20 protein-coding genes are annotated in these 23,546 nt (G+C 71.4%); 17 read left to right on the top strand and 3 right to left on the bottom strand.

Annotated features, from left to right (window positions below; genetic code table 11):
- Positions 1–37 precede the first annotated feature (37 nt).
- Positions 38–457 carry a VOC family protein gene (locus IE278_RS09560; protein ID WP_189770718.1) on the top strand — a complete coding sequence of 140 codons (420 nt, stop codon included), beginning with the start codon at positions 38–40 and terminating at the stop codon, positions 455–457.
- Positions 458–676: 219 nt separating this feature from the next.
- Here the strand turns inward: IE278_RS09560 and IE278_RS09555 are convergent, their stop codons facing one another.
- Positions 677–1,438, bottom strand: a complete 762-nt coding sequence (locus IE278_RS09555; protein ID WP_246570212.1) for a helix-turn-helix domain-containing protein — start codon at positions 1,436–1,438, stop codon at positions 677–679.
- A gap of 2 nt (positions 1,439–1,440) precedes the next feature.
- Positions 1,441–2,400, bottom strand: a complete 960-nt coding sequence (locus IE278_RS09550; RefSeq protein WP_189770716.1) for an AraC family transcriptional regulator — start codon at positions 2,398–2,400, stop codon at positions 1,441–1,443.
- An 80-nt stretch (positions 2,401–2,480) separates the two neighbouring features.
- On the opposite strand from IE278_RS09550, the gene IE278_RS09545 reads away from it, so the two are divergent.
- On the top strand, positions 2,481–3,317 hold the full coding sequence (locus IE278_RS09545; RefSeq protein ID WP_189770714.1) for an NmrA family NAD(P)-binding protein: 837 nt from the start codon (positions 2,481–2,483) through the stop codon (positions 3,315–3,317).
- 69 nt (positions 3,318–3,386) lie between these two features.
- Here the strand turns inward: IE278_RS09545 and IE278_RS09540 are convergent, their stop codons facing one another.
- Complete coding sequence (locus tag IE278_RS09540) at positions 3,387–4,550, bottom strand: YihY/virulence factor BrkB family protein (protein ID WP_189770712.1); 1,164 nt, start codon at positions 4,548–4,550, stop codon at positions 3,387–3,389.
- Positions 4,551–5,333: 783 nt separating this feature from the next.
- Between IE278_RS09540 and IE278_RS09535 the strand changes: the two genes are divergently transcribed.
- From IE278_RS09535 to IE278_RS09470, 15 genes are all read left to right on the top strand, one after another.
- A complete protein-coding gene (locus IE278_RS09535; protein ID WP_373311955.1) occupies positions 5,334–7,829 on the top strand; it encodes a Pls/PosA family non-ribosomal peptide synthetase in 2,496 nt (831 codons plus the stop codon).
- A 36-nt stretch (positions 7,830–7,865) separates the two neighbouring features.
- Complete coding sequence (locus tag IE278_RS09530) at positions 7,866–10,244, top strand: non-ribosomal peptide synthetase (RefSeq protein ID WP_189770710.1); 2,379 nt, start codon at positions 7,866–7,868, stop codon at positions 10,242–10,244.
- A gap of 104 nt (positions 10,245–10,348) precedes the next feature.
- Positions 10,349–11,350, top strand: coding sequence for a TauD/TfdA family dioxygenase (locus tag IE278_RS09525; protein ID WP_189770708.1), 1,002 nt, complete (start codon positions 10,349–10,351; stop codon positions 11,348–11,350).
- Positions 11,347–12,426, top strand: coding sequence for a 2,3-diaminopropionate biosynthesis protein SbnB (sbnB, locus tag IE278_RS09520; RefSeq protein WP_189770706.1), 1,080 nt, complete (start codon positions 11,347–11,349; stop codon positions 12,424–12,426). Before IE278_RS09525 ends, sbnB begins: the two co-directional genes overlap by 4 nt.
- Positions 12,427–12,496: 70 nt before the next feature.
- Positions 12,497–13,483 (top strand): 2,3-diaminopropionate biosynthesis protein SbnA, encoded by a 987-nt coding sequence (gene sbnA / locus IE278_RS09515; protein ID WP_189770704.1) that lies wholly within the window; start codon positions 12,497–12,499, stop codon positions 13,481–13,483.
- A gap of 103 nt (positions 13,484–13,586) precedes the next feature.
- Positions 13,587–15,236 carry an acyl-CoA dehydrogenase family protein gene (locus tag IE278_RS09510; protein WP_189770702.1) on the top strand — a complete coding sequence of 550 codons (1,650 nt, stop codon included), beginning with the start codon at positions 13,587–13,589 and terminating at the stop codon, positions 15,234–15,236.
- A gap of 287 nt (positions 15,237–15,523) precedes the next feature.
- The gene (locus IE278_RS09505) at positions 15,524–16,930 is read left to right on the top strand and encodes a hypothetical protein (protein ID WP_189770700.1); all 1,407 of its coding nucleotides are present in this window, start codon (positions 15,524–15,526) and stop codon (positions 16,928–16,930) included.
- A 63-nt stretch (positions 16,931–16,993) separates the two neighbouring features.
- Positions 16,994–17,569, top strand: coding sequence for a GNAT family N-acetyltransferase (locus IE278_RS09500; protein WP_189770698.1), 576 nt, complete (start codon positions 16,994–16,996; stop codon positions 17,567–17,569).
- A gap of 127 nt (positions 17,570–17,696) precedes the next feature.
- A complete protein-coding gene (locus IE278_RS43165; RefSeq protein ID WP_349817346.1) occupies positions 17,697–17,780 on the top strand; it encodes a putative leader peptide in 84 nt (27 codons plus the stop codon).
- Positions 17,781–17,927: 147 nt separating this feature from the next.
- Positions 17,928–19,625, top strand: a complete 1,698-nt coding sequence (locus IE278_RS09495; protein WP_189770696.1) for a nitrite/sulfite reductase — start codon at positions 17,928–17,930, stop codon at positions 19,623–19,625.
- Positions 19,622–19,801, top strand: a complete 180-nt coding sequence (locus IE278_RS09490) for a hypothetical protein (RefSeq protein ID WP_107016475.1) — start codon at positions 19,622–19,624, stop codon at positions 19,799–19,801. Before IE278_RS09495 ends, IE278_RS09490 begins: the two co-directional genes overlap by 4 nt.
- Positions 19,798–20,565: a phosphoadenylyl-sulfate reductase gene (locus tag IE278_RS09485; RefSeq protein WP_189770694.1), complete on the top strand. Its 768-nt coding sequence runs from the start codon at positions 19,798–19,800 to the stop codon at positions 20,563–20,565. The genes IE278_RS09490 and IE278_RS09485 overlap by 4 nt, the downstream gene beginning before the upstream one ends.
- A gap of 74 nt (positions 20,566–20,639) precedes the next feature.
- Entirely contained in the window at positions 20,640–21,191 is a 552-nt protein-coding gene (cysC, locus tag IE278_RS09480) for an adenylyl-sulfate kinase (protein ID WP_189770995.1), read from the top strand.
- Positions 21,188–22,129 (top strand): sulfate adenylyltransferase subunit CysD, encoded by a 942-nt coding sequence (gene cysD, locus IE278_RS09475; RefSeq protein ID WP_189770692.1) that lies wholly within the window; start codon positions 21,188–21,190, stop codon positions 22,127–22,129. The genes cysC and cysD overlap by 4 nt, the downstream gene beginning before the upstream one ends.
- A 2-nt stretch (positions 22,130–22,131) precedes the next feature.
- Positions 22,132–23,496 carry a sulfate adenylyltransferase subunit 1 gene (locus IE278_RS09470; RefSeq protein WP_189770690.1) on the top strand — a complete coding sequence of 455 codons (1,365 nt, stop codon included), beginning with the start codon at positions 22,132–22,134 and terminating at the stop codon, positions 23,494–23,496.
- Positions 23,497–23,546: the final 50 nt, after the last annotated feature.

Genomic DNA, 23,546 nt, shown 5'->3' with positions numbered 1-23,546 from the left:
CAAGACCAGGGACCACCGCGATCCTTACGGTGGTCCCATGACTTCACCCACCACTCCACCGACTCCACGATTCGATCTCATCGGCCTCGTCGTCTCCGACATGGCCGCGTCGCTCGCCTTCTACCGCCGTCTGGGGCTGGAATTCCCCGAGGGCGCGGAGAGCGCGCCGCACGTCGAGGCACAACTGCCCGGCGGGCTGCGCTTCGCGCTCGACACCGAGGACACGATCCGTTCGTTCCACCCCGACTGGCGGCCCCCGACGGCCGGCGGCCGGGTCGCACTGGCCTTCCTGTGCGACAGCCCCGCGGACGTCGACACCACGTACGAAGCGCTGCTGGCCGCGGGCCACACGACGGAACTGAAGCCGTTCGACGCCCCCTGGGGCATGCGCTACGCCGTGATCCACGACCCGGACGACAACGCCGTGGACCTCTTCGCCCACCTCAACACCCCATAACCGCCGGGCCTGCCGGGGGCCCGGGGAACGGCGCATCTTTTAGGGGCGCGGGGAACGGCGCAATCTTTTGTCTTCAAGGGCGCGGAGAACGGCGCAACCCTTCACCTTCAGGGGCGCGGGGAACGGCGCAACCCTTCGCCTATAGGGGCGCGGGGAACGGCGCAATCTTTTAGGGGCGCGGGGAACTGCGCGACCAGCACCCCAACGGGCCGCAGCCGATCACCGCGCCCGCAACAGCACCCCCAACGGCACCCCCGCCAACTCCCGCACATCCCGCGCCAGATGCGCCTGATCGGCGTACCCCGCGACCACCGCCACCTCCGCCGCCCCCACCCCACCCCGCGCCAGCGCCAACGCCCGCTGCAGGCGCAACACCCGCCCCAGGGTCTTCGGCCCGTACCCGAACGCGGCCAGCGCCCGCCGGTGCAACTGCCGCTCGCTCCACCCCACCCGCTGAGCCGTGGAGGCGACGGACCACCCCGTGGACAGCCCCGCGACGACGGCCCTCAGCCGCGGGTCGGGCGGCTCGGCGTCGGCCGCCCGCCGTACGGCCACCGCCTCCAGCGCGGCGGCGGGATCGGCCGCCGCGTCGACCCGCTCGGTGAGCCGCCGCACCTGGCCCGCGTCCCACAGCTCCGCGAGGTCGACACGCCGGTCACGCAGTTCGTGGGCGGGCACTCCGAGACAGGAGGGCGCGCTGCCGGGAAAGAACCGGACCCCCGCGTACCGCCGCGCACCCCCAGCTCCAGATCCGGGAACATCGCTCCCGCTCCCGCTCACGTACGCACGCGTGTCGGGCCCCGCCACGAACAGCCGGCCCTCGGTCCACAACAGGTCCATGCAGCCGTCGGGCAGTACCGGCGCCGCGTCACCCGGCACGGCGGTACGGGTCCACACGACCGCACCGGCGAGCCGCGACGCCCGCTCCCTGTACGGCCCCGGCGACGACTCGGCGTACGACCCCACGTACAACTCGGCCACGGTCAGAAGGGTACGCCGATCGCAGGACGGCCCGCCCGCGTCCGGTGCTCCTGCGGGCTGATCCCGTGCACCCGCTTGAACGCGCTGGACAGGGCGAACGCGCTGCCGTAGCCCACCTGGCGGGCGATCGCCTCCAGGGTGTCGTCGGTGTCGCGCAGCCGGTCGGCGGCGAGGGCGAGGCGCCAGCCGGTCAGGTACGTCATCGGGGGCTCGCCGACGAGTTCGCTGAAGCGGCGGGCGAGCGCGGCCCGCGAGACACCGGCCTTCGTCGCGAGGGAGGCGACCGTCCAGGGGTGGGCCGGGTCGTCCTGGACGAGCCGCAGCACACGGCCGACGACCGGGTCGGCGAGCGCCCGGTACCAGGTGGGCGCCGCGGCCTCCGGGCGCGAGAACCAGGCCCGCAGCGCGGCGATGACCAGCAGGTCGAGCAGCCGGTCGAGGACCACCTCCTGGCCGGGTTCGTCGCGCACGATCTCCTCGGTCAGCAGCGGGGTCAGCGGGCACTCCCACACGTCGGAGGTGAGCGTCAGCACCGGCGGCAGCGCGTCGAGCAGCCGCCCGCTGACCTCGCCCCGCACCGGGTACGTACCGATCAGCATCACCATGGAACCGTCGAGGCGCTGTCCCCAGGTGCGGACGCCGAGGTCCATGTGGCCGCGCATCGAGCGCCCGTCCGGGTAGACGCACTTCTGCCCCGGCAGGATCACCGCGATCGGCGGCGTCGCGGGGTCGTCGGCGCAGGTGTACGGGTCGGGGCCGCGCGCGATGGCGAGGTCGCCGGCCCGCAGCAGCACGGGCTCGCCCGCGTCGGGGGTGATCCAGGACTCACCGCGGATCATCAGCATGACGGTGAGCGGGGCGCGGTCCTCGATCCGGAGGGACCAGGGCGGTTCGAAGCACGCCCGGATCATGAAGGCGCCACGCGCGCGTGGACCCTCCAGAAGGCCTGCGAGTGCGTCCATGGCCCCAGAGTAGACGCGCTCTTATGGGAACGAGAGGTTCAGCGATGTTCCCTTGCGGCGGGCGGCCGTTGACTGGGTCCATGACGGAGAACACGCGCAACGGGACGGTGTTGGTGACGGGCGCCTCGGGCAGGACCGGGCGTCAGGTGGCGGAGGCGGCGAAGGCCGCGGGCTTCCGTGTACGGGCCGCTTCGCGCAGTGGTGAGGTGCGCTTCGACTGGTACGACCCCTCGACGTGGGACGAGGCGCTGCGCGGGGCCGACGCGGCGTATCTGGCGTACGCGCCGGACGTCGGTGCGCCGGGCGCGGCCGAGAACGTCGCCGCGTTCGCCCGGCGGGCCCAGGATCTCGGTGTACGCCGGCTGGTGCTGCTGTCGGCGCGCGGGGAGCGCCAGGCGGAGCCGGCCGAGCGGGCGCTGCGCGAGTCGGGGGCCGAGTGGACCGTGGTGCGGGCCGACTGGTTCTTCCAGAACTTCAGCGAGGGCCTGCTGCTCGACGGGGTGCGCGGCGGCGAGTTCGTCTTCCCGGCGGGCGAGGTGCCGGTGCCGTTCATCGACGCGCGCGATCTCGCGGAGGTCGTGGTGGAGGCGCTGGCCGACTCCTCGTACGCGGGGCGGACGCTGGAGATCACGGGGGCGCGGCTGCTGTCGTTCCGTGAGGCCATGGCGGAGATCTCCGCCGCGGCGGGCCGGGAGATCCGGTACGTGCCGGTGCCGACGAAGGAGTACGGGGCGATTTTGGCCGGGTTCGGGCTGCCGCCCGAGGAGGTCGCTTTCATGGAGGAGGTCTTCGACGGGCTGCTCGACGGGCACAACGCGCGGACCACGGACGGGGTGCGGGAGGTCCTGGGCCGTGCGCCGCGCGACTTCGCGGACTTCGCCCGGGAGCACGCGGCGGCCGGCGTGTGGAAGGTCTGACGCCCTCAGCCCCCGCCTCCCGGATCGGCCTGACAGCCCCGCCGCGGTCACCGCGGCGGGGCTGCCGCGTCACTGCGGCGCGGGCGGCTCGTCGCTGTTCTTGGGGGTGGACTTGGCGTGGGTGCGCAGCCGGGAGGTGACGTCCTCCGGGGGCAGGAAACGGGACCAGCGCTCCGGGAACTCGGAGGGCATGTCCGGGTCGTCGGGGTCGTCGTAGCCGTCCTCGGCCTGCGCGGCGCGGGCCGCCGCCGCGCGGGCCACCAGGTCGGCGGCCTGCTCGGCGCGCAGCCGCTCGTTGACGGCGCGGGCCGCGGCGGTGGCGGCGGCGGGCCAGACGCGGTCGATGGCCGCGTTCACGGCGGCGCCCACGAGCACCGCGAAGGCGGCGACACCGATCCACAGGAGGACGGCGACGGGCGCGGCCAGGGAGCCGTAGATGGTGGGGCCCTCGACGGTGTTCGTCAGGTAGATGCGCAGCAGGAGGCTGCCCAGCACCCACATGGTGAGCGCCACGAGCGCGCCGGGCACGTCCTCGATCCACGGTGAACGCACCGGCACCGACACGTGGTACAGCGTCGTCAGGAAGACGATGGACAGGACGATGACGACGGGCCAGTAGAGCACCTGTACGACGGTCGTCGACCACGGCACGACGTTCACCACGGCGTCGGGGCCCGCGACCATCAGCGGCAGGGCGACCGAGCCGATCAGCAGGGCCACGAGGAAGAGCAGGAAGGCCATCAGGCGGGTCCTGACGATGCCGCGGACCCCGTCGAGGCCGTACATCACGGTGATGGTGTCGATGAAGACGTTCACCGCGCGCGAGCCGGACCACAGGGCGAACAGGAAGCCCAGGGAGATGACGTCGGGCCGGCCTCCCTCCATGACGTCGTGCAGGAGCGGTTCGGCGATCTGGGCGACGCCCTTGTCGGTGAGGACCGTGCGGGAGGCCTCCAGGAGGCTGGTCTCCACGCTGGCGATGGTGTCGGCGCCGGTCCAGTCGTCGACGTAGCCCAGCAGGCCGATCATGCTCAGCAGCAGCGGCGGCACGGACAGCAGCGTGAAGAACGCCGCCTCCGCCGCGAGTCCGAGGATGCGGTACTCGATGCACGAGTTCACGGTGTCCTTGAGCAGCAGCCAGGCGGTCCTGCGCTTCGAGACGTTCCGATAGAGGGCACGCGCCCGGTGGAGACGACCGGACGTCCTCTGAGGGGGTTCACTTGCTGGCTGCACGCCCTAAAGGTATCCGCCGCGCGGGGTCGCACTCATCCCCCGGTGCCGCGACCGGAGCCGGTGTGGCGGGAGCGGCGTACGCGACCCGGTGGCGGGACGGTACTGATCCGGTTCCGTCATACGTCGGAAAAGCGTCAGCAATTCCGCGTTAATCGTAAAGATAAATCGAACCCTTTTTCTGTCATGACCGCGTGGCCGATTCACCTGCCCTGCAGAAGTGGAATACGCAACAACACATGTACCGTCCACGGGTGAGTTCCCCGGTGAGACGGCCGGACGAGATCATTCAGGGTGGTGGGCGTTGAAGCATCGAACAGCGAGAAAGCGCCACAGTCCGAAACGCCCTTGACCCGTTCATGAGCCCGCCGAAACAATTCGGATTGCATTGCGCTGGGCACGTGGGGACGGCTCAGTGGCACCACGACACGGGGGGACTCAGAAGGGCCCGGAGGAGGGTCCGACACAGCCGCGTTACCCGTGATCCGCGTGGTTCCCACGCGGATCATGCCGTGCTGCACTGCGCCTTTTCCACGCGGCCACTTCTCACACTTCCCGAACAACCTCTTCTCGCCTGCCGCGGCGCAACTCGGCTTGCACGAGAAACAACTCTACCTTCCGGCACACCGGAGTCACACAGGAATCACCGTGGTTCACCAGAACATCTTTCGTCACCAATTCAGGGGCGTGATGAAACTGCGGGCGTGAATCCTTCGTATTCCCATCCGAGGTGCCAAACACTCCGAACAGTCCACAAGTACGAGCAATCACCAGCAAGGAGATCAAGTGGTGGGAAATCCCACTGAGGTCGCGACCGTCGCTCCGACGCTGTCCGTGGCCACCCGCGACCCGGTCAACGGGATCGAACCTGTCCTCGCGGAGGTGCTCGCCGGTGTCGTACGCGCCGAGCGGGTCCCCGTCGACAGTCACTTCTTCGACGACCTCGGTGCCAACTCCCTGGTGATGGCACATTTCTGCGCCCGGGTCAGGAAGCACCCCGACCTGCCGGCCGTGTCGATGCGGGACGTATACGGCCACCCGACGATCCGCGGCCTGGCGGCGGCGCTGTCCGAGGTCCCGGCCGAGGAGCCCGCGCCGCCGGCGGAACCGGCCGCGCCGCCCGTACCGGTCAGCGGCGCGCGGTACGCCCTGTGCGGGGCGGTGCAGTTCCTGGTCTTCGCGCTGTACTGCCTGCTGTCCGGGCTCGTCACCGCCCAGGGGTACGACTGGGTGTCGGCCGGTGACGGCGTCGTGGACGTCTACCTGCGGTCGGCCCTCTTCGGCGGCGGTGTCTTCGTCGGCCTGTGCACCCTGCCGGTGGTGGCCAAGTGGGTGCTGGTCGGCCGCTGGAAGGAGACCGAGTTCCCGATCTGGAGCCTGGCCTATCTGCGCTTTTGGACCGTGAAGGTGCTGCTGCACGCGAACCCGATGGTCCTGTTCGCCGGCAACCCGCTCTACGTGCTCTATCTGCGGGCCCTGGGCGCGCGGATCGGCAGGAACGTCACGATCCTCTCCCACGCGGTCCCGGTCTGCACCGACCTGTTCACGGTCGGCGCGAACACCGTGATCCGCAAGGACTCGCACTTCCTCTGCTACCAGGCGCACGCCGGGCGCATCCGCACCGGCCGGGTCACGCTGGGCCAGGACGTGTTCGTCGGCGAGAACACCGTCCTCGACATCGGCAGCGTCATGGGCGACGGATCCCAGCTGGGCCACGCCTCGGCGCTGTACGGCGGCGCGGAGGTGCCGGCCGGACAGCACTGGCACGGCTCGCCGGCCCAGCGCACGGACGTGGACTACGTACGGGTCGCCCCTGCGGAGTGCGGCACCGCGCGCCGGGTGGGCTACGGCCTGGCCACCGTCCTGCAGACGCTCCTGGTCACCATGCCGCTCCTCGTCGGGGGCGCGTACCTGCTGCTGACGGTGGCGCCCTCGCTGGACGTGCTGCTGGACCGGGAGGCGCAGCACATCACGTCGGGACGGTTCTACGCCGAGGCGTTCGCCCTGTCGGTCGCGCTCTTCGTGGGCTTCGTCGTGGTCGGCCTCGCCGTCGGGACCGTGGTCCCGCGGCTGCTGAACCGCTTCCTGGAGCCGGACCGGGTCTACCCGCTCTACGGCTTCCACTACTCGGTGCAGCGTTCCGTCGCGCGGCTGACCAACGTGAAGTTCTTCAAGTGGCTGTGCGGGGACAGCTCGTACATCGTCCACTACCTGCGGGCCATCGGGTACGACCTCTCGCACGTCGAGCAGACCGGCTCCAACTTCGGCACGGGCGTGGCGCACGAGACGCCGTTCCTGGCCACCGTCGGGCGCGGCACGATGGTCGCCGACGGGCTGTCGATCATGAACGCCGAGTTCTCGGGCTCGTCGTTCCGCGTCTCGCGCGCGACGATCGGACCGAACAGCTTCCTGGGCAACCACATCGCCTATCCGGTGGGGGGCCGCACGGGCGAGAACGTCCTGCTGGCGACGAAGGTCATGGTTCCGCTGGACGGGGAGGTCCGCGAAGGGGTCGGCCTGCTGGGCTCGCCGCCCTTCGAGATCCCGCGGACCGTGGAGCGCGACACCCGCTTCGACCACCTGCGCGAGGGCGACGAGCTGCGCCGCCGCCTCGCCGCGAAGAACCGTCACAACCTGGGCACCATGGGCCTGTTCCTGTTCCTGCGATGGTTCGACTGGTTCGCCCTCACGGTCCTCGGCTTCGCCGCCTTCGACCTGTACGGGGAGTACGGCACCGCCGGCGGTCTGCTGATCGGGGCGTCCCTGCTCGTCGGCGTCGCGTTCACCACCGGCTACTACGCGCTGGTGGAGCGGGTCATCCTGCGGTTCCGGCCGCTCCAGCCGCGGCTGCACTCCATCTACGACCCGCTCTTCTGGCGGCACGAGCGGCTGTGGAAGATCCCGGACACGCACTTCGCCCTCTACAACGGCACCCCGTTCAAGAGCCTGCTCTGGCGGCTCCTCGGGGTCCGTATCGGCCGCCGGGTCTTCGACGACGGGGCCTACATCACCGAGCGCACGCTCACCGCCATCGGGGACGACTGCACCCTCGGCGCGCACAGCAAGATCCAGTCGCACTCGCAGGAGGACGGCACCTTCAAGTCCGACCACATCGAGATCGGCAGCGGCGTCACGCTCGGCGTCGGCGCGCTCGTCCACTACGGCGCGTCGGTGGGGGACGCCGCCGTCATCGCCGCCGACTCCTTCCTGATGAAGGGCGAGGAGGTACCGCCGGGGGCGCACTGGGGCGGGAACCCGGCGGCCGAACAGCGGCGCGCCTGACCACGGCACGTAAAGGAACACAGGGGGGAACACAGAATGGACACGATCCCGAGGTGGACGCTCGACCCGGTCCCGGGCACGGCGGAGTACGAAGTCCCGCTGCCCGACGGCCTGACGACGGAGCCGTCCGCGCTCCTGGCCGCACACGCCACGGTCCTCGCGGCCCTGTCCGGTGAACGCGAGGTCGTCACCGGCTACGTCGGCGCGCGGGGCGCGGCGCCGCTGCCCCGCCGGCTGACCGTCGGCCCCGGCACCTGGCGCGACCTGCTGGCACAGGCGGACCTGGCGGTCCGCGAGGCCGCCCACGAACCGGCCGGGGAGCCGCCCGTGCGGGAGGCGGGCGGCGCCCCGGTCCCCTTCGCGGCCGTGCTCGACCCGCACGGCGGCGACAGCGCCGAGGACGCCCAGGACACCGCTGACGCCGTGCTGCGCGTGGGCGTGGCGGACCGCTCCCTTCGGCTGCGCTACCGCACCGACGTCCTGGACGCCGGTGCCGCCGCCCGTGTCGCCGGCTACCACCTGACCGCGCTCCGCCTGCTGACCGCGGACCCGGACGCCGGGCACGACCGGCACGGCCTCCTGGGCGACGACGAACTGCGGTTCCAGCTCGACGGGCTGGCCGGACCGCACCGCGCACTGCCGGACCGCCGCGTCCACGAGCTGTTCGAGGAGCGGGTGGCCGCGCACCCGGACGCCGTCGCCGCCGTCCAGGGGGACGAGGAGTGGACGTACCGCGAGCTGAACGCGCGGGCCAACCGGATCGGCCGGGCGCTGCTCGCCCGTGGGCTGCGCCCCGAGGGGGTCGTCGCCCTCGTCATGGAACGCGATCTGGACTGGATGGCCGGCGTCCTCGCGGTCCTCAAGGCGGGCGGCGTCTATCTGCCCATCGAGCCGCACTTCCCGGCCGGGCGCATCGAGAGGACGCTCAGGCGCGCCGGCTGCGAGCTGGTCCTGACCGAGGCCGGCAGCACCGCCACGCTGGAGGGGGCCGACACCGGCGCCCGTACCCTGCGCGTCGAGGACGCCTACGCGGAGGACCACGCCGACGGCGACCTCGGTGTCGCGGTCGCCGCGGACCAGCTCGCCTACATCTACTTCACCTCCGGCTCCACCGGCGAGCCCAAGGGCGCGATGTGCGAGCACGCGGGGTTCGTCAACCACGTCCTCGCCAAGATCGACGACCTGGGCGTCGGCGAGGGGCAGGTCGTCGCGCAGACGGCGCCCCAGTGCTTCGACATCTCGCTGTGGCAGCTCGTCTCCGCGCTGCTGGTCGGCGGGCGGACCCTGCTGGTCGCCCAGGAGGTGATCCTGGACGTGCCCCGGTTCGTGGACACGATCACGCGGGGCGGGGTCAACGTCCTCCAGGTCGTCCCGTCGTATCTCGAAGCCGTCCTCGCCGAACTGGAGCGGCGGCCACGCGAACTGCCCGACCTGCACTGCGTGTCGGTCACCGGCGAGGCCGTCAAGAAGGAACTCGTCCAGCGCTGGTTCGCGGCCGAGCCGGGCATCCGCCTCGCCAACGCGTACGGCCTGACCGAGACCTCCGACGACACCAACCACGAGGTCATGACCCGGGTGCCCGACGAGGACCGGGTCCCGCTCGGCCGGCCTGTCGCCAACGTGCGCGTGTACGTCGTCGACGAGCACCTGTCGCCCGTCCCGCTCGGCGCGCCCGGCGAGATCGTCTTCTCCGGGGTGTGCGTCGGCCGCGGGTACGTCAACGACCCCGAGCGCACGAAGGCCGCGTTCATGGACGACCCGTACCGCCCCGGTGAGCGGCTCTACCGCAGCGGGGACCACGGCCGGTGGCTGCCCGACGGGAAGCTGGAGTTCCTGGGCCGCCGGGACAGCCAGGTGAAGATCCGCGGCTTCCGCATCGAGATCGGCGAGATCGAGAACGCGCTCCTGCGGGCGCCCGGGGTCCGGGACGGCGCCGTGGTCGTCGCGGGCGGCACGCGGCTCGTGGCGTTCTGCGCCGGTCCCGAACCGCTCGACCCGGAAGCGGTCCTGGAACGGCTCGCCGGGTCGCTTCCGGCGTACATGGTGCCGTCGGCCGTCCACCGGCGCGAGAGCCTGCCGCTGACCGCCAACGGCAAGATCGACCGCAGGACGCTGACCGCGCTCGCCGAGGACCTCGACTCCGCCGGCAGCGGTACGGGCGGCCAGGACGGCGCACACGCGCCGGACACCCCGGGCGAACGGCGCCTGGCGGCGGCCTGGGCGCAGGTGCTGGGCATCCCGCGGGACCGGATCGGCCGCCTGGACCACTTCTTCGAGCGCGGCGGCACCTCCCTCGCGGCGGTGAAGCTGGCGGTCGCCCTGGACCGGGCCATCACCCTCAAGGACGTCGCCCGCCTCCCCGTCCTCGCCGACCTGGCGGGACTGCTCGACGCCCCGGCCCGGGAGGCGTCGTGAACCGCGCCGAGGACCGGGCCCGGAAACCGGCACAGGAACCGATCCACGACCACCCGCGCGGCCACGCGCGGTTCGAACCGCGCGAGACCGGAAGGAACCACACGATGTCCTCGACCCCGACGCTGCTGCCCGACGTCGACCTGAGTCCCGGCCGCCCGCCGATCCTGCGCGCCGACGTGGCGGGGGACACGGCGGGCTGGGCGGCCGTCCACCGCGACGCGCTGCGCGCCGTGGTCGCCGAGCACGGCAGCGTCCTGGTCCGCGGTCTGGGGCTGAGCGACCCGGACACGACCGGGGACGTGTTCCGGCGCCTGGCCACCGGCCTGATGCCCGACCGGGAGTCCTTCGCGCCCCGGCGGACGTACGCGGACGGGGTGTACTCGTCCACCAAGTGGCCGCCCAACCAGCAGATGTGCATGCACCACGAGCTGAGTTACGCCGTCGAGTTCCCCGCCCTGATGCTGTTCGCGTGCCTCGACGCGCCGGCCGAGGGCGGCGCCACCGCCGTCGCCGACGCGCCCACCGTGCTCGACGCGCTGCCCGCCGGCCTCACCGAACGGTTCGCCCGGGAGGGCTGGCTGCTCACCCGGACGTACAACGACGAGATCGGGGCGTCGGTCGGCGAGGCCTTCGGCACCGAGGACCGCGCCGCCGTCGAACGCTACTGCCGCGCCCACGCCATCGAGTTCGCCTGGCAGAGCGACGGCTCCCTGCACACCCGCCAGCGCCGCGCCGCGGTGGTCCGGCACCCCGTCACGGGACGGCTCTGCTGGTTCAACCAGATCGCCTTCCTGAACGAGTGGACGATGGATCCCGAGGTGCGGGAGTACCTGGTGGACGTCTACGGCCCCGACGGGCTGCCCTTCAACACCCGCCACGGCAACGGCGACCCGATCGGCGAGGACGTCGTCCGGCAGATCAACGAGGTGTACGAGGCCCACACCGCCCGCGAGCCGTGGCGCTCCGGCGACCTGATGATCGTCGACAACATCCGCACCGCGCACAGCAGGGAGCCCTTCGACGGCCCGCGCGAGGTGCTCGCCGCACTGGCCGACCCGGTCCGGCTGACCGACTGCACACCCACGACCGAAGTGAGGACCGCATGACCGGCACGGAACAGGCGGCGCGGACCGCCGGGACGCCCGAGGTACCCGGGACGCGCACCGCTCCCCCGTTCTCCGTCATCTCCGGCGCCCAGGTCCAGCAGGCCCTGGAAGGGCGGGAGTCCGAGATCGCGGACCTCGTCGAGCGGGTGTACCGGCTGCACGGGGCCGGCGACTCGGTGAACCCGCCGTCGTACTTCCTGCGCTTCCCCGACCGCCCGTCGTCGCGGATCATCGCGCTGCCGGCGTCGATCGGCGGGGACATCGGGGTGGACGGCATCAAGTGGGTCTCCAGCTTCCCCGAGAACACCGCGTCGGGGCTGCCCCGCGCGTCGGCCGTACTGATCCTCAACGACCACGACACGGGCTATCCGTTCGCCTGCCTGGAGAGCTCGATCATCAGCGCCACCCGGACGGCGTCCTCCGCGGCGCTCGCCGCCGACCGGCTCAGCCGCGGCCGCACCCGGCCGGTGCGGGTCGGGTTCGTCGGCACGGGGCTGATCGCCCGCCACATCCACACCCATCTCACCGCCACCGGCTGGTCGTTCGAGGAGACCGGGGTGTTCGACCTGTCCGCGGACAGCGCCGCCGGTTTCCGCGGCTATCTGGAACGCTCGGGCATCAAGGGCCGGATCACCGTGCACGACAGTGCCGAGTCGCTGATCCGCTCCAGCGATCTGGTGGTCTTCGCCACCGTCGCGGGCACGCCGCACATCCACGACCCCGCGTGGTTCGACCACGCCCCGCTGGTGCTGCATGTGTCGCTGCGCGACCTGGCACCCGAGATCCTGCTCGCCTCGGCCAACTTCGTGGACGACATCGAGCACTGCCTGAAGGCGGAGACCTCTCCGCACCTGGCCGAACGTCTCAGCGGCGGCCGGGACTTCATCGACGGCACGTTGGACGACGTGCTGTCCGGGCGGGTGACCGTACCGGCCGACCGGACGGTCGTCTTCTCGCCCTTCGGCCTCGGGGTCCTCGACCTCGCGGTCGGCAAGTTCGTCCACGACGAGGTGGCCCGGCGGGGCGAGCCGCACGTCGTGGACGGCTTCTTCCACGAGCTGCGCCGGCACGGCTGACCGGCGGGCGCCGTGCCGCACGGGACGTGGGCACGGCGCCGCACGCAGGCCGCATGAATGAGGGGGACTCATGCCTGTCATTTCCGATCCTTCGGAATTCAACGAGAACGAGCTCTACGTCGACCTGCGGGCGACGATGGGGCTGCCGCTCTTCCTGAAGTGCGAGGGGTTCAATTTCGCGGGGTCGATCAAGATGAAGGCGGCCACCGAGATGGTGGACGCCGCCGAACGCAGCGGCGCCCTGCGGCCGGGATCCGTCCTGGTCGAGTCGTCGTCCGGGAACCTGGGCGTGGCACTGAGCGTGATCGCCGCGAGCCGTGGCTACGGGTTCCGGTGCGTGACCGACGCACGCTGCAATCCGGCGACCCGGCGGATGATGGAAGCTCTGGGCAGCGTGGTCCACGTCGTCGAGGAACCCGCTCTGCACGGCGGCTTCCTGGGCGCCCGGATCGCGTACGTACAGGCGCTGTGTGCCTCGGACGACCGGTACGTCTGGCTCAACCAGTACGCCAACGACAGCAACTGGCGTGCGCACTACCGCACCACGGCGCCGGCCATCGCGCGCCGTTTCCCGGACCTCGACGTGCTGTTCGTCGGGGCCGGTACGACCGGCACCCTGATGGGCTGCGCGCGCTGGTTCTGGCAGTGGCGGCGCCGGGTGCGGATCGTCGCGGTGGACAGCGTCGGCTCGGTGACCTTCGGCGGACCCGCGCGCCCCCGGCAGATCCCGGGTCTCGGCATGGGCGTACGTCCGCCGATGCTCGACGCGTCGTACGTGGACGACGTGGTGCACGTGGAGGAGGCGGACACCGTCCGTGTCTGCCGCCGGCTGGCCGCCCGGGGTTTCCTGTTCGGCGGCTCCACCGGCACGGTGGTCAGCGGGGCCTCCACCTGGATGGATCTGAACGGGGCACGGGACCTCACGTCGGTGGCGATCGCCCCCGACCTCGGCGAGCGCTATCTCGACACCGTCCACAGCCCGAGCTGGTCGGTGGGCTCGCGCGGCGAGGACACACTCGGCTCCGGCGACCTGGCCGCGCTGTCGCGTCCGGCCTGAGCGAGGCGGGCGCCCGGGTGTACCGGACGCGGGCGCTCCGGTGTACGGGGGGGTGCGGCGGGAGTTTGGTGACGATCGCCGCACCGCGGGTAGGTTCGCAGTCATGGCAGCCCGCACCCACACCGTGACCAACCAGGCTCCGCCGCTGGTCGCGTACGACCTCTTCGACGCCGACCGGGCCCTCGTGGAGGCGGTCGACCGGCATCTCGATCCCGCGCTCCTCGACGAGGCGCACAGCGAGCTGTCCGCCCTCGGGCGCACCTCCGGGTCCGCGCAGGTCCAGAAGTGGGGGGTACTGGCCAACGAGAACCCGCCGAAGCTGCTCACCCACGACCGCTACGGAGAGCGGCTCGACGAGGTCGAGTTCCATCCGTCCTGGCACCGGCTGCTCGGCAAGGGCGTGTCGGCCGGGCTGACGGCGGCCTGGTCGCGGCCGGGCGGGCATGTGCGGCGCGCGGCCGGCTTCCTGGTCTGGAGCCAGGTCGAGGCGGGCAACGGCTGCCCGCTGTCGATGACCCACGCGGCGGTGCCCGCGCTGCGCACCGACCCGGCGCTCGCCGCCGAGTGGGAGCCCCGGCTCACCTCCACCGTCTACGACCAGGACCTGCGTCCGGCCGCGAAGAAGGCCGGCGCCCTGTTCGGGATGGGCATGACGGAGAAGCAGGGCGGCAGCGACGTCCGCGCGAACACCACGTCCGCGCGGCCGCTCGCCGAGGACGGGACGTACGAGCTGACGGGCCACAAGTGGTTCTGCTCGGCCCCGATGTCGGACGGCTTCCTGGTACTGGCGCAGGCGGGCCCCTCCGACGGCGGGGGCGGCCTCACCTGCTTCCTGGTGCCGCGGGTGCTGGCGGACGGCACCCGCAACGTCTTCCGGATCCAGCGCCTCAAGGACAAGCTGGGCAACCGTTCGAACGCCTCCGCCGAGGTCGAGTTCGACGGGACCTGGGCGCGCCGCGTCGGCGACGAGGGACGCGGGGTGCGCTCCATCATGGGGATGGTCGCCGCGACCCGGCTGGACTGCGTGCTCGGCTCGGCGGGGCTGATGCGGCAGGCCGTCGCGCAGGCCGTGCACCACTGCGACCACCGCGAGGCGTTCGGCGGCAGGCTGCTCGACAAGCCGCTGATGAGGAACGTCCTGGCGGACCTGGCCCTGGAGTCGGAGGCGGCGACGACGCTCGCGCTGCGGCTGGCCGCCGCGTACGACGACGGCGGCGAGCAGGAGCGTGCCTTCCTGCGGCTCGCGGTGCCCGCGGCCAAGTACTGGGTGACCAAGCGGTGCACGCCGGTCGTGGCGGAGGCACTGGAGTGCCTGGGCGGCAACGGGTACGTGGAGGAGTCCGGCATGCCGCGGCTGCTGCGCGAGTCGCCGCTCAACTCCATCTGGGAGGGCGCGGGCAACATCCAGGCGCTCGACGTGCTGCGGGCCCTCCAGCGGGAGCCGTCCGCCCTGAACGCCTACCTCCAGGAGGTCGGCCTGGCACGCGGCGCCGATCACCGGCTGGACGGCGCGATCAAGAACCTGCTGACCGACCTCGCCGACCTGGGCGGCGTCGAGGGCCGCGCCCGGCGCCTCGTCGAACGGATCGCCGTGGTCCTGCAAGGCTCCCTCCTGGTCCGCTTCGCCCCACCGGAGGTGGCGGACGCGTTCTGCGCGTCCCGCCTCGGCGGGGACTGGGGTTCGTCCCTGGGAACACTGCCGCACACACTCGACCTGGCATCGGTGGTGGAACGGGCCCGCCCGGTCTCCTGACCACCGCCGGGTGGCTCCCACCGGGTGGACGGTCTGATTCCACAAGTTGGCCGTGGCCGGCCGCGCGCTTCCCCGCGCCCCCGTCGGGGCGCTGCCGGTCTGCGCCGACCAGGGCGGACGCGCCGCGGGCCGCTGTGGGTGGGCGTAGGCGTTCCCTACCTATTGCGGGGTATTCGACCGGGCTCGGTGCCCTCTGCCGTACCATCCAACCCACGGCCCCCCACATCCGTCTCCTCCGGCCCAACCGCCGGATCGAAGGAGGCAGTTGGCCGCCGACGGGAGGACCTATGACGTATCGAGGCAGACACCGCCGCCGGAACAAGGGGCGTGTCCTGCGGGCCACCCTGTCCGGGGCCGCCCTCGCCCTCACCGCCGCCGCCACCATCATCACCACCTCGCAGGCCGCCGGCAGCGACAACCCCGGCCCCCTGAAGCCGCTCACCTCCTCGGCCGAGATCGGCAAGCTCCAACTGCACGAGAACCTCGTCGCCGAGTCGACGCTCGACACCCTGGCGAGCGGCATGGGCGGGACCGTCGGCGTGGACACCGTCCTGCGGAGCGCCAACCATCCGATGCGCGACCAGGCCGACTGCGAGGCGACCGAGTCGGCCGCCCTGCCCGTCGAGCCCACCGCCGCCCGCGCGTACTGCTGGGACAGCGGGGACGCCACGACACAGAAGTGGCTGCCGCAGTCCGTCACCACCTCCGGGGACGCCGACAACGACGGCAAGTGGGGCTCCGACCGGGTCATCCTGGCGGGCTGGACCCACAACGACCACAAGACCGGTGAGCCCGCCGCCGACAAGGGGCTGGCCCGGGTCGCGTTCATCGACGCGAACGACCCCAAGAACCTCAAGTACCGCTGGGTCCTGCTGGTCGCCCCGCTCTCCGGCGGCAGGGACTTCGGCGCCGTCCGCTCCCACATCGGCGGCATGGTCTGGTACCAGGACAAGCTGATCGTCACCGCGAGGAACGGCGCCGACCACGACAACGCCCTGTTCGTCTTCGACATGAACCGCATCCTGCGGGCCGACGTGAACAGCGCCGAGGTCGGCAGGGTGAGCGGCGGCTGGTCGGCGCGCGGCTACCAGTACGTACTGCCGGCCATCGGCTCGTACAACCTCACCGGCGGGGCGTGCCGTGCGAGCGACAACGACGGGCGTCCCTGTTTCGCGTCCATCTCCCTGGACCGCACCTCGACACCGGACAGCCTGGTCGCCAACGAGTGGTTCAGCTCCACCGGCACCGAACCGGCCCGCGTCTGGCGCTACCACTACAGCACCGCGAGCGACCGCACCGGCCTGCTCGCCAGCACCGCCGGTGACCTCGTGGACGCCGACGAGGCGTACGAGACGAAGGCCGTCGGGCTCCAGGGCGTCCTCTCGCACAAGCCGGACGGGGCGGACAAGGCCGACTGGTACACCGGTTACGCCCCGGGCAGCCGCGACAAGCACGGCACGCTGTGGCGGCAGAACGAGAGCGCCGCGAAGGCCGCGCAGTGCGGCGACGGCGGCACGTCGTACGCCTGCTGGGGGCAGCACACCGAATCCCTGTCGTACTGGCAGGAGACCGGCGAGCTGTGGACGCTCACCGAGTGGGCGGCGGACCAGGACAACGCGTGGGAGCCGCCCGCGATCCCGGAGCGGGTGCTCTACTCGGTCCCGCTGGCGGCGGTCGACGACTCGGTGCAGTGACCCTCGGGAAGGACGGGCGGCCCGCTTTGGAGGGCGGCCCGTCCCCGTGGTTCGCTGGCCCGCATGAGCATCGCTGTGACCACCTGGTCCCTGGAGCAGACCTCTCCGGCCGACCGGCTGCCCGCCACCGCCCCCGACGGCGACGGTGACGTCCGGATCGTCCGCGCGGAGGTGCCCTCCCCCGAGTTCAGCCGCTTCCTTTACGCCTCCGTCGGCGGCGACATCCGCTGGACGGACCGGCTCGGCTGGACGTACGCGCAGTGGCGGGAGGACCTGGAGCGGCCGGGCACGGAGACCTGGGTCGCGTACGACCGCGGGACACCCGCCGGGTACGTACAGCTTGAGGCGCAGGACGACGGTGTCGTCGAGATCGTCTACTTCGGTCTGATCCCGGCCTTCCGCGGTCGGCGCATCGGCGGACACCTCCTGTCGTACGGCGTCGCGCGGGCCTGGGACCTGGCCGACCGCTGGCCGGGGCGGGCGCCGACGAAGCGCGTCTGGTTGCATACATGCAGCAAGGACGGGGAGCACGCGATGGACAACTACCTGCGCCGCGGCTTCAAGCTCTTCGACACCAAGGTGGAGGAGGAGCCGGACGTGGCCACCCCCGGGCCCTGGCCCGGAGCACAGGTCGGCTGACCTGGCGGGATGTGATCCGCACCGGATCTTGTGACCGTCACCACCCTTGTCCCACATCCCGGGACAAGGGTGTCCGCATCCTGGACGAAGCTGGACTGTGTCCAGATCGCCGTGACACGCTTCCGTCATGTCGGGAACTGGAATTGCCTTGGTGAGTCGGCGGCACGTCGACCTCGGCCGCATGTCCAGCGCCATCTGTCCGGTCCGCTGACCCACGGCGCCAGGGGCCGACGCCCCGCGCCCAGCACTACCGACATTCCCCCTGTCTCGACTTGCGCAATGCCGCGCACGCATGCCCGTATGCACTCGTACGCGCAGGTCAGAGCCGCATCCGTCTGTCCCGAAGGACGTAGAAACCATGGCCGCCACTCCGCAGGATCCCGCTGCCGCAACGCCCCGCCGCAAGGTGAGCCGTCACCGCGGTGAGGGCCAGTGGGCCGTGGGTCACTACACCCCGCTCAACGGCAACGAGCAGTTCAAGAAGGACGACGACGGTCTCAACGTGCGGACGCGCATTGAGACGGTCTACTCCAAGCGGGGTTTCGACTCGATCGACCCCAACGACCTGCGCGGCCGTATGCGCTGGTGGGGGCTCTACACCCAGCGCAAGCCCGGCATCGACGGCGGCAAGACCGCGGTCCTGGAGCCGGAGGAGCTGGACGACAAGTACTTCATGCTGCGGGTACGCATCGACGGCGGACGCCTGACCACCCAGCAGCTGCGGGTCATCGGCGAGATCTCGCAGGAGTTCGCGCGCGGCACCGCCGACCTCACCGACCGGCAGAACGTCCAGTACCACTGGATCCGCATCGAGGACGTCCCGGAGATCTGGGAGCGCCTTGAGGCCGTCGGGCTGTCCACGACCGAGGCCTGCGGTGACACGCCCCGCGTGATCCTCGGCTCGCCCGTCGCCGGCATCGCCGAGGACGAGATCATCGACGGCACGCCCGCCATCGAGGAGATCCACCGCCGGGTCATCGGCAACAAGGACTTCTCGAACCTGCCCCGCAAGTTCAAGACCGCGGTCTCCGGCTCGCCGCTCCTCGACGTGGCGCACGAGATCAACGACGTCGCGTTCGTCGGCGTGAACCACCCGGAGCACGGCCCCGGCTTCGACCTCTGGGTCGGCGGCGGCCTCTCCACCAACCCGAAGATCGGCCAGCGCCTCGGCGCCTGGGTGCCGCTCGACGAGGTAGCCGACGTCCACATCGGCGTCCTGTCGATCTTCCGCGACTACGGCTATCGGCGCCTTCGTACGCGCGCCCGGCTGAAGTTCCTGGTCGCCGACTGGGGCGTCGAGAAGTTCCGCCAGGTCCTGGAGGACGAGTACCTGCAGCGCAAGCTGGTCGACGGGCCCGCCCCCGACCAGCCGCTCGCCCGCTGGCGCGACCACGTCGGGGTGCACCGGCAGCAGGACGGCCTGTACTACGTCGGCTTCGCGCCCCGCGTGGGCCGCGTGGACGGCGCCACCCTCACGAAGATCGCCGAGCTGGCCGAGGCGCACGGCTCCGGCCGCCTGCGGACCACCGTCGAGCAGAAGATGATCGTCCTCGACGTCGAGCAGGACCGCATCGACTCCCTGGTCGCGGGCCTGGAAGCGCTCGACCTGCGGGTGAAGCCGTCCACCTTCCGGCGCGGCACGATGGCCTGCACCGGCATCGAGTACTGCAAGCTCGCGATCGTCGAGACCAAGGCCCGCGGCGCCTCGCTCATCGACGAACTCGAACGCCGCATGCCCGAGTTCGACGAGCCCGTCACCATCAACATCAACGGCTGCCCGAACGCCTGCGCCCGTATCCAGGTCGCGGACATCGGTCTCAAGGGCCAGTTGATGCTGGACGACAAGGGCGAGCAGGTCGAGGGCTACCAGGTGCACCTGGGCGGCGCGCTCGGCCTCGAAGCCGGCTTCGGCCGCAAGGTCCGCGGTCTGAAGGTCACCGCGGACGACCTGCCCGACTACGTCGAGCGGGTCCTCAAGCGCTTCGAGGAGGAGCGCGAGGACGGCGAGCGCTTCGCGACCTGGGCCACCCGCGCCTCCGAGGAGGCCCTGTCATGAGCGAGCGCGCGGCGCCCTTCTACTGCCCCTACTGCGGCGACGAGGACCTGCGTCCCAGCGAGCAGGGGCACGGCGCGTGGGAATGCGGAGCGTGCAACCGGGCCTTCCAGTTGAAGTTCCTCGGGTTGCTGACCCGTGGACTTCAGCGCAACGACGGTGGAGGGGACGAGATATGACGACCGTTCAGACCCATACCGGCACACCGACACAGGCCGACGCACCGACCGGGACCGACACGCACACGGACACCGACGGGGACGCCGAGCTCAAGGCACTCGCCGAGCAGGCCGGCCGCGACCTGGAGGACGCCTCCGCGCTGGAGATCCTCCAGTGGGCCGTGAAGACCTTCGGCAAGCAGTTCTGCGTGACCTCCTCGATGGAGGACGCGGTGGTCGCCCACCTCGCGTCCCGCGCGAACCCCGGCGTGGACGTCGTGTTCCTCGACACGGGCTACCACTTCCCCGAGACCATCGGCACCCGGGACGCCGTCGAGGCCGTGATGGACGTCAACGTCATCACGCTCACCCCGCGCCAGAGCGTCGCCGAGCAGGACGCCGAGTACGGGCCAAAGCTGCACGACCGCGACCCCGACCTGTGCTGCGCGCTGCGGAAGGTCGCGCCCCTGGAGCAGGGGCTGACCAAGTACCGCGCCTGGGCCACCGGACTGCGCCGCGACGAGTCGCCGACCCGGGCCGACACCCCCGTGGTCGGCTGGGACGAGAAGCGCCGCAAGGTCAAGATCTCACCGATCGCCCGCTGGACGCAGGACGACGTGGACGCGTACGTGAGCGAGCACGGTGTCCTCACCAACCCGCTGCTCATGGACGGCTACCCGTCCGTCGGCTGCGCCCCCTGCACCCGCCGGGTGCTGGAGGGCGAGGACGCGCGCGCCGGCCGCTGGTCGGGCAGCGCGAAGACCGAGTGCGGACTGCACGGCTGACCATGACCGCGACGCCCGAGACCAACGCGACGCGCGGGACGACCGAAGCGACCGCGACCGGCCCGACGACCTCGATGAACCAGGAGAACCAAGTGACCGGAGCCACCATCTGGCTCACGGGTCTGCCGAGCGCCGGCAAGACCACCATCGCGTACGAACTGGCCGGACGGCTGCGCGAGGAGGGCCACCGCGTCGAGGTGCTCGACGGCGACGAGATCCGGACGTTCCTGACGGCGGGCCTCGGCTTCAGCCGCGAGGACCGGCACACGAACGTCCAGCGCATCGGCTTCCTCGCCGACCTGCTGTCCCGCAACGGCGTCAAGACGCTGGTACCGGTCATCGCCCCGTACGCCGACAGCCGCGAGGCGGTGCGCAAGCGCCACCAGGCGAGCGGCGCCGCGTACCTCGAAGTGCATGTCGCCACGCCCGTCGAGGTGTGCAGCGAGCGGGACGTGAAGGGCCTGTACGCCAAGCAGGCGGCGGGCGAGATCTCCGGGCTCACCGGGGTCGACGACCCGTACGAGGCGCCCGAGTCGCCCGATCTGCGCATCGAGTCGCACACCCAGTCCGTGCAGGAGTCCGCGGCGGCGCTTTACGCGCTGCTCGCCGAGAGGGGTCTCGCATGACGACGACCGTTGCCGACGTCTCCGAGGAGGGGACGAGCAGCCCGTACGCCCTGAGCCACCTGGACGCGCTGGAGTCCGAGGCGGTGCACATCTTCCGTGAGGTGGCGGGCGAGTTCGAGCGGCCGGTGGTCCTCTTCTCCGGCGGCAAGGACTCCATCGTCATGCTGCACCTGGCACTGAAGGCGTTCGCGCCCGCCGCGGTGCCGTTCTCGCTGCTGCATGTGGACACCGGACACAACTTTCCGGAAGTCCTTGAGTACCGCGACCGCACCGTCAAGAAGCATGGGTTGCGGCTCCATGTGGCCTCCGTACAGGAGTACATCGACCGTGGTGTGTTGAAAGAACGTCCCGACGGCACCCGTAACCCGCTGCAGACGCTGCCGCTGACGGAGAAGATCCAGGCCGAGCGCTTCGACGCGGTGTTCGGCGGCGGGCGCCGGGACGAGGAGAAGGCCCGCGCCAAGGAACGCGTGTTCTCCCTGCGGGACGAGTTCTCCCAGTGGGACCCGCGCCGCCAGCGTCCCGAGCTGTGGAACCTCTACAACGGCCGCCACGCCCCCGGCGAGCATGTCCGGGTCTTCCCGCTGTCCAACTGGACCGAGCTGGACGTGTGGCAGTACATCGCCCGGGAGGGCATCGACCTGCCCGAGATCTACTTCGCGCACGAACGGGACGTCTTCCAGCGCGCCGGCATGTGGCTCACCGCAGGCGACTGGGGCGGCCCCAAGGACGGCGAGACGGTCGAGAGGCGCCTGGTGCGCTACCGCACGGTCGGCGACATGTCCTGCACCGGTGCGGTCGACTCCGACGCCACCACCCTGGAAGCCGTGATCACCGAGATCGCCGCCTCCCGGCTCACCGAGCGGGGTGCCACCCGAGCCGACGACAAGATGTCCGAGGCCGCGATGGAAGACCGCAAGCGCGAGGGGTACTTCTAGCCATGACGAGCACCATCGAGCCCACCGAGCCCATCGAGCCGCTGTCGGTCGAGCAGCTGTCCGAGACGACGCTGCTCCGGTTCGCGACCGCGGGTTCCGTCGACGACGGCAAGTCCACCCTCGTCGGACGCCTCCTCCACGACTCCAAGTCGGTCCTCACCGACCAGCTCGAAGCCGTCGAGCACGCCTCACGCAACCGCGGCCAGGACACCCCCGACCTCGCCCTGCTCACCGACGGCCTGCGCGCCGAACGCGAACAGGGCATCACCATCGACGTGGCCTACCGCTACTTCGCCACGGCCAAGCGCCGGTTCATCCTCGCGGACACGCCGGGGCATGTGCAGTACACCCGCAACATGGTGACGGGGGCGTCCACCGCCGAGCTGACGGTGGTCCTGGTCGACGCGCGCAACGGTGTCGTCGAGCAGACCCGCCGCCACGCCGCGATCGCCGCCCTCCTGCGCGTCCCGCACGTCGTGCTCGCCGTCAACAAGATGGACCTCGTCGACTACCAGGAGCCCGTGTTCGCCGCGATCGCCGAGGAGTTCACGGCGTACGCCTCCGAGCTGGGCGTTCCCGAGATCACCGCGATCCCGATCTCCGCGCTCGCCGGCGACAACGTGGTGGACCCCTCCGCGAACATGGACTGGTACGGCGGGCCCACCTTCCTGGAGCACCTGGAGACCCTGCCGGTCAGCCACGACCTCGCGACCTGCCACGCGCGGCTGCCCGTGCAGTACGTGATCCGCCCGCAGACCGCGGAGCACCCGGACTACCGCGGGTACGCCGGTCAGATCGCGGCCGGCGCGTTCCGCGTCGGTGAGGCGGTCACCGTGCTGCCCTCCGGCCGTACCTCGCGGATCGCCTCCATCGACCTGCTGGGCGAGCCGGTCGACCTGGCCTGGACGACGCAGTCGGTGACGGTCCTCCTGGAGGACGACGTCGACATCTCGCGCGGTGACCTCATCGTGCCGACCAAGGACGCGCCCGCGACCACGCAGGACATCGAGGCGACGGTCTGCCACGTGGCCGACGCACCGCTGACCATCGGCCACCGCGTGCTGCTCAAGCACGGCACCCGCACGGTCAAGGCGATCGTCAAGGACATCCCCTCGCGGCTCACCCTCGACGACCTGTCCCTGCACCCGCACCCGGGCCACCTGGTCGCCAACGACATCGGGCGCGTGAAGATCCGTACCGCCGAGCCGCTGCCGGTGGACTCGTACGCCGACTCCCGGCGCACCGGCTCGTTCATCCTGATCGACCCCTCCGACGGGACCACGCTCACCGCGGGCATGGTCGGCGAGTCCTTCGCCTCCCCGGAGCCGGTCAGGGCCGAGGCGGACGAGGACGGGTGGGACTTCTGACATGACGGCCACCAGGGACTTCTACTCCACGTTCGCGAAGGAGGGCGGCC

This window comes from Streptomyces tauricus (assembly GCF_014650955.1).
Classification (GTDB): domain Bacteria; phylum Actinomycetota; class Actinomycetes; order Streptomycetales; family Streptomycetaceae; genus Streptomyces; species Streptomyces tauricus.
This window is presented reverse-complemented; position numbering and strand designations above follow the sequence as displayed.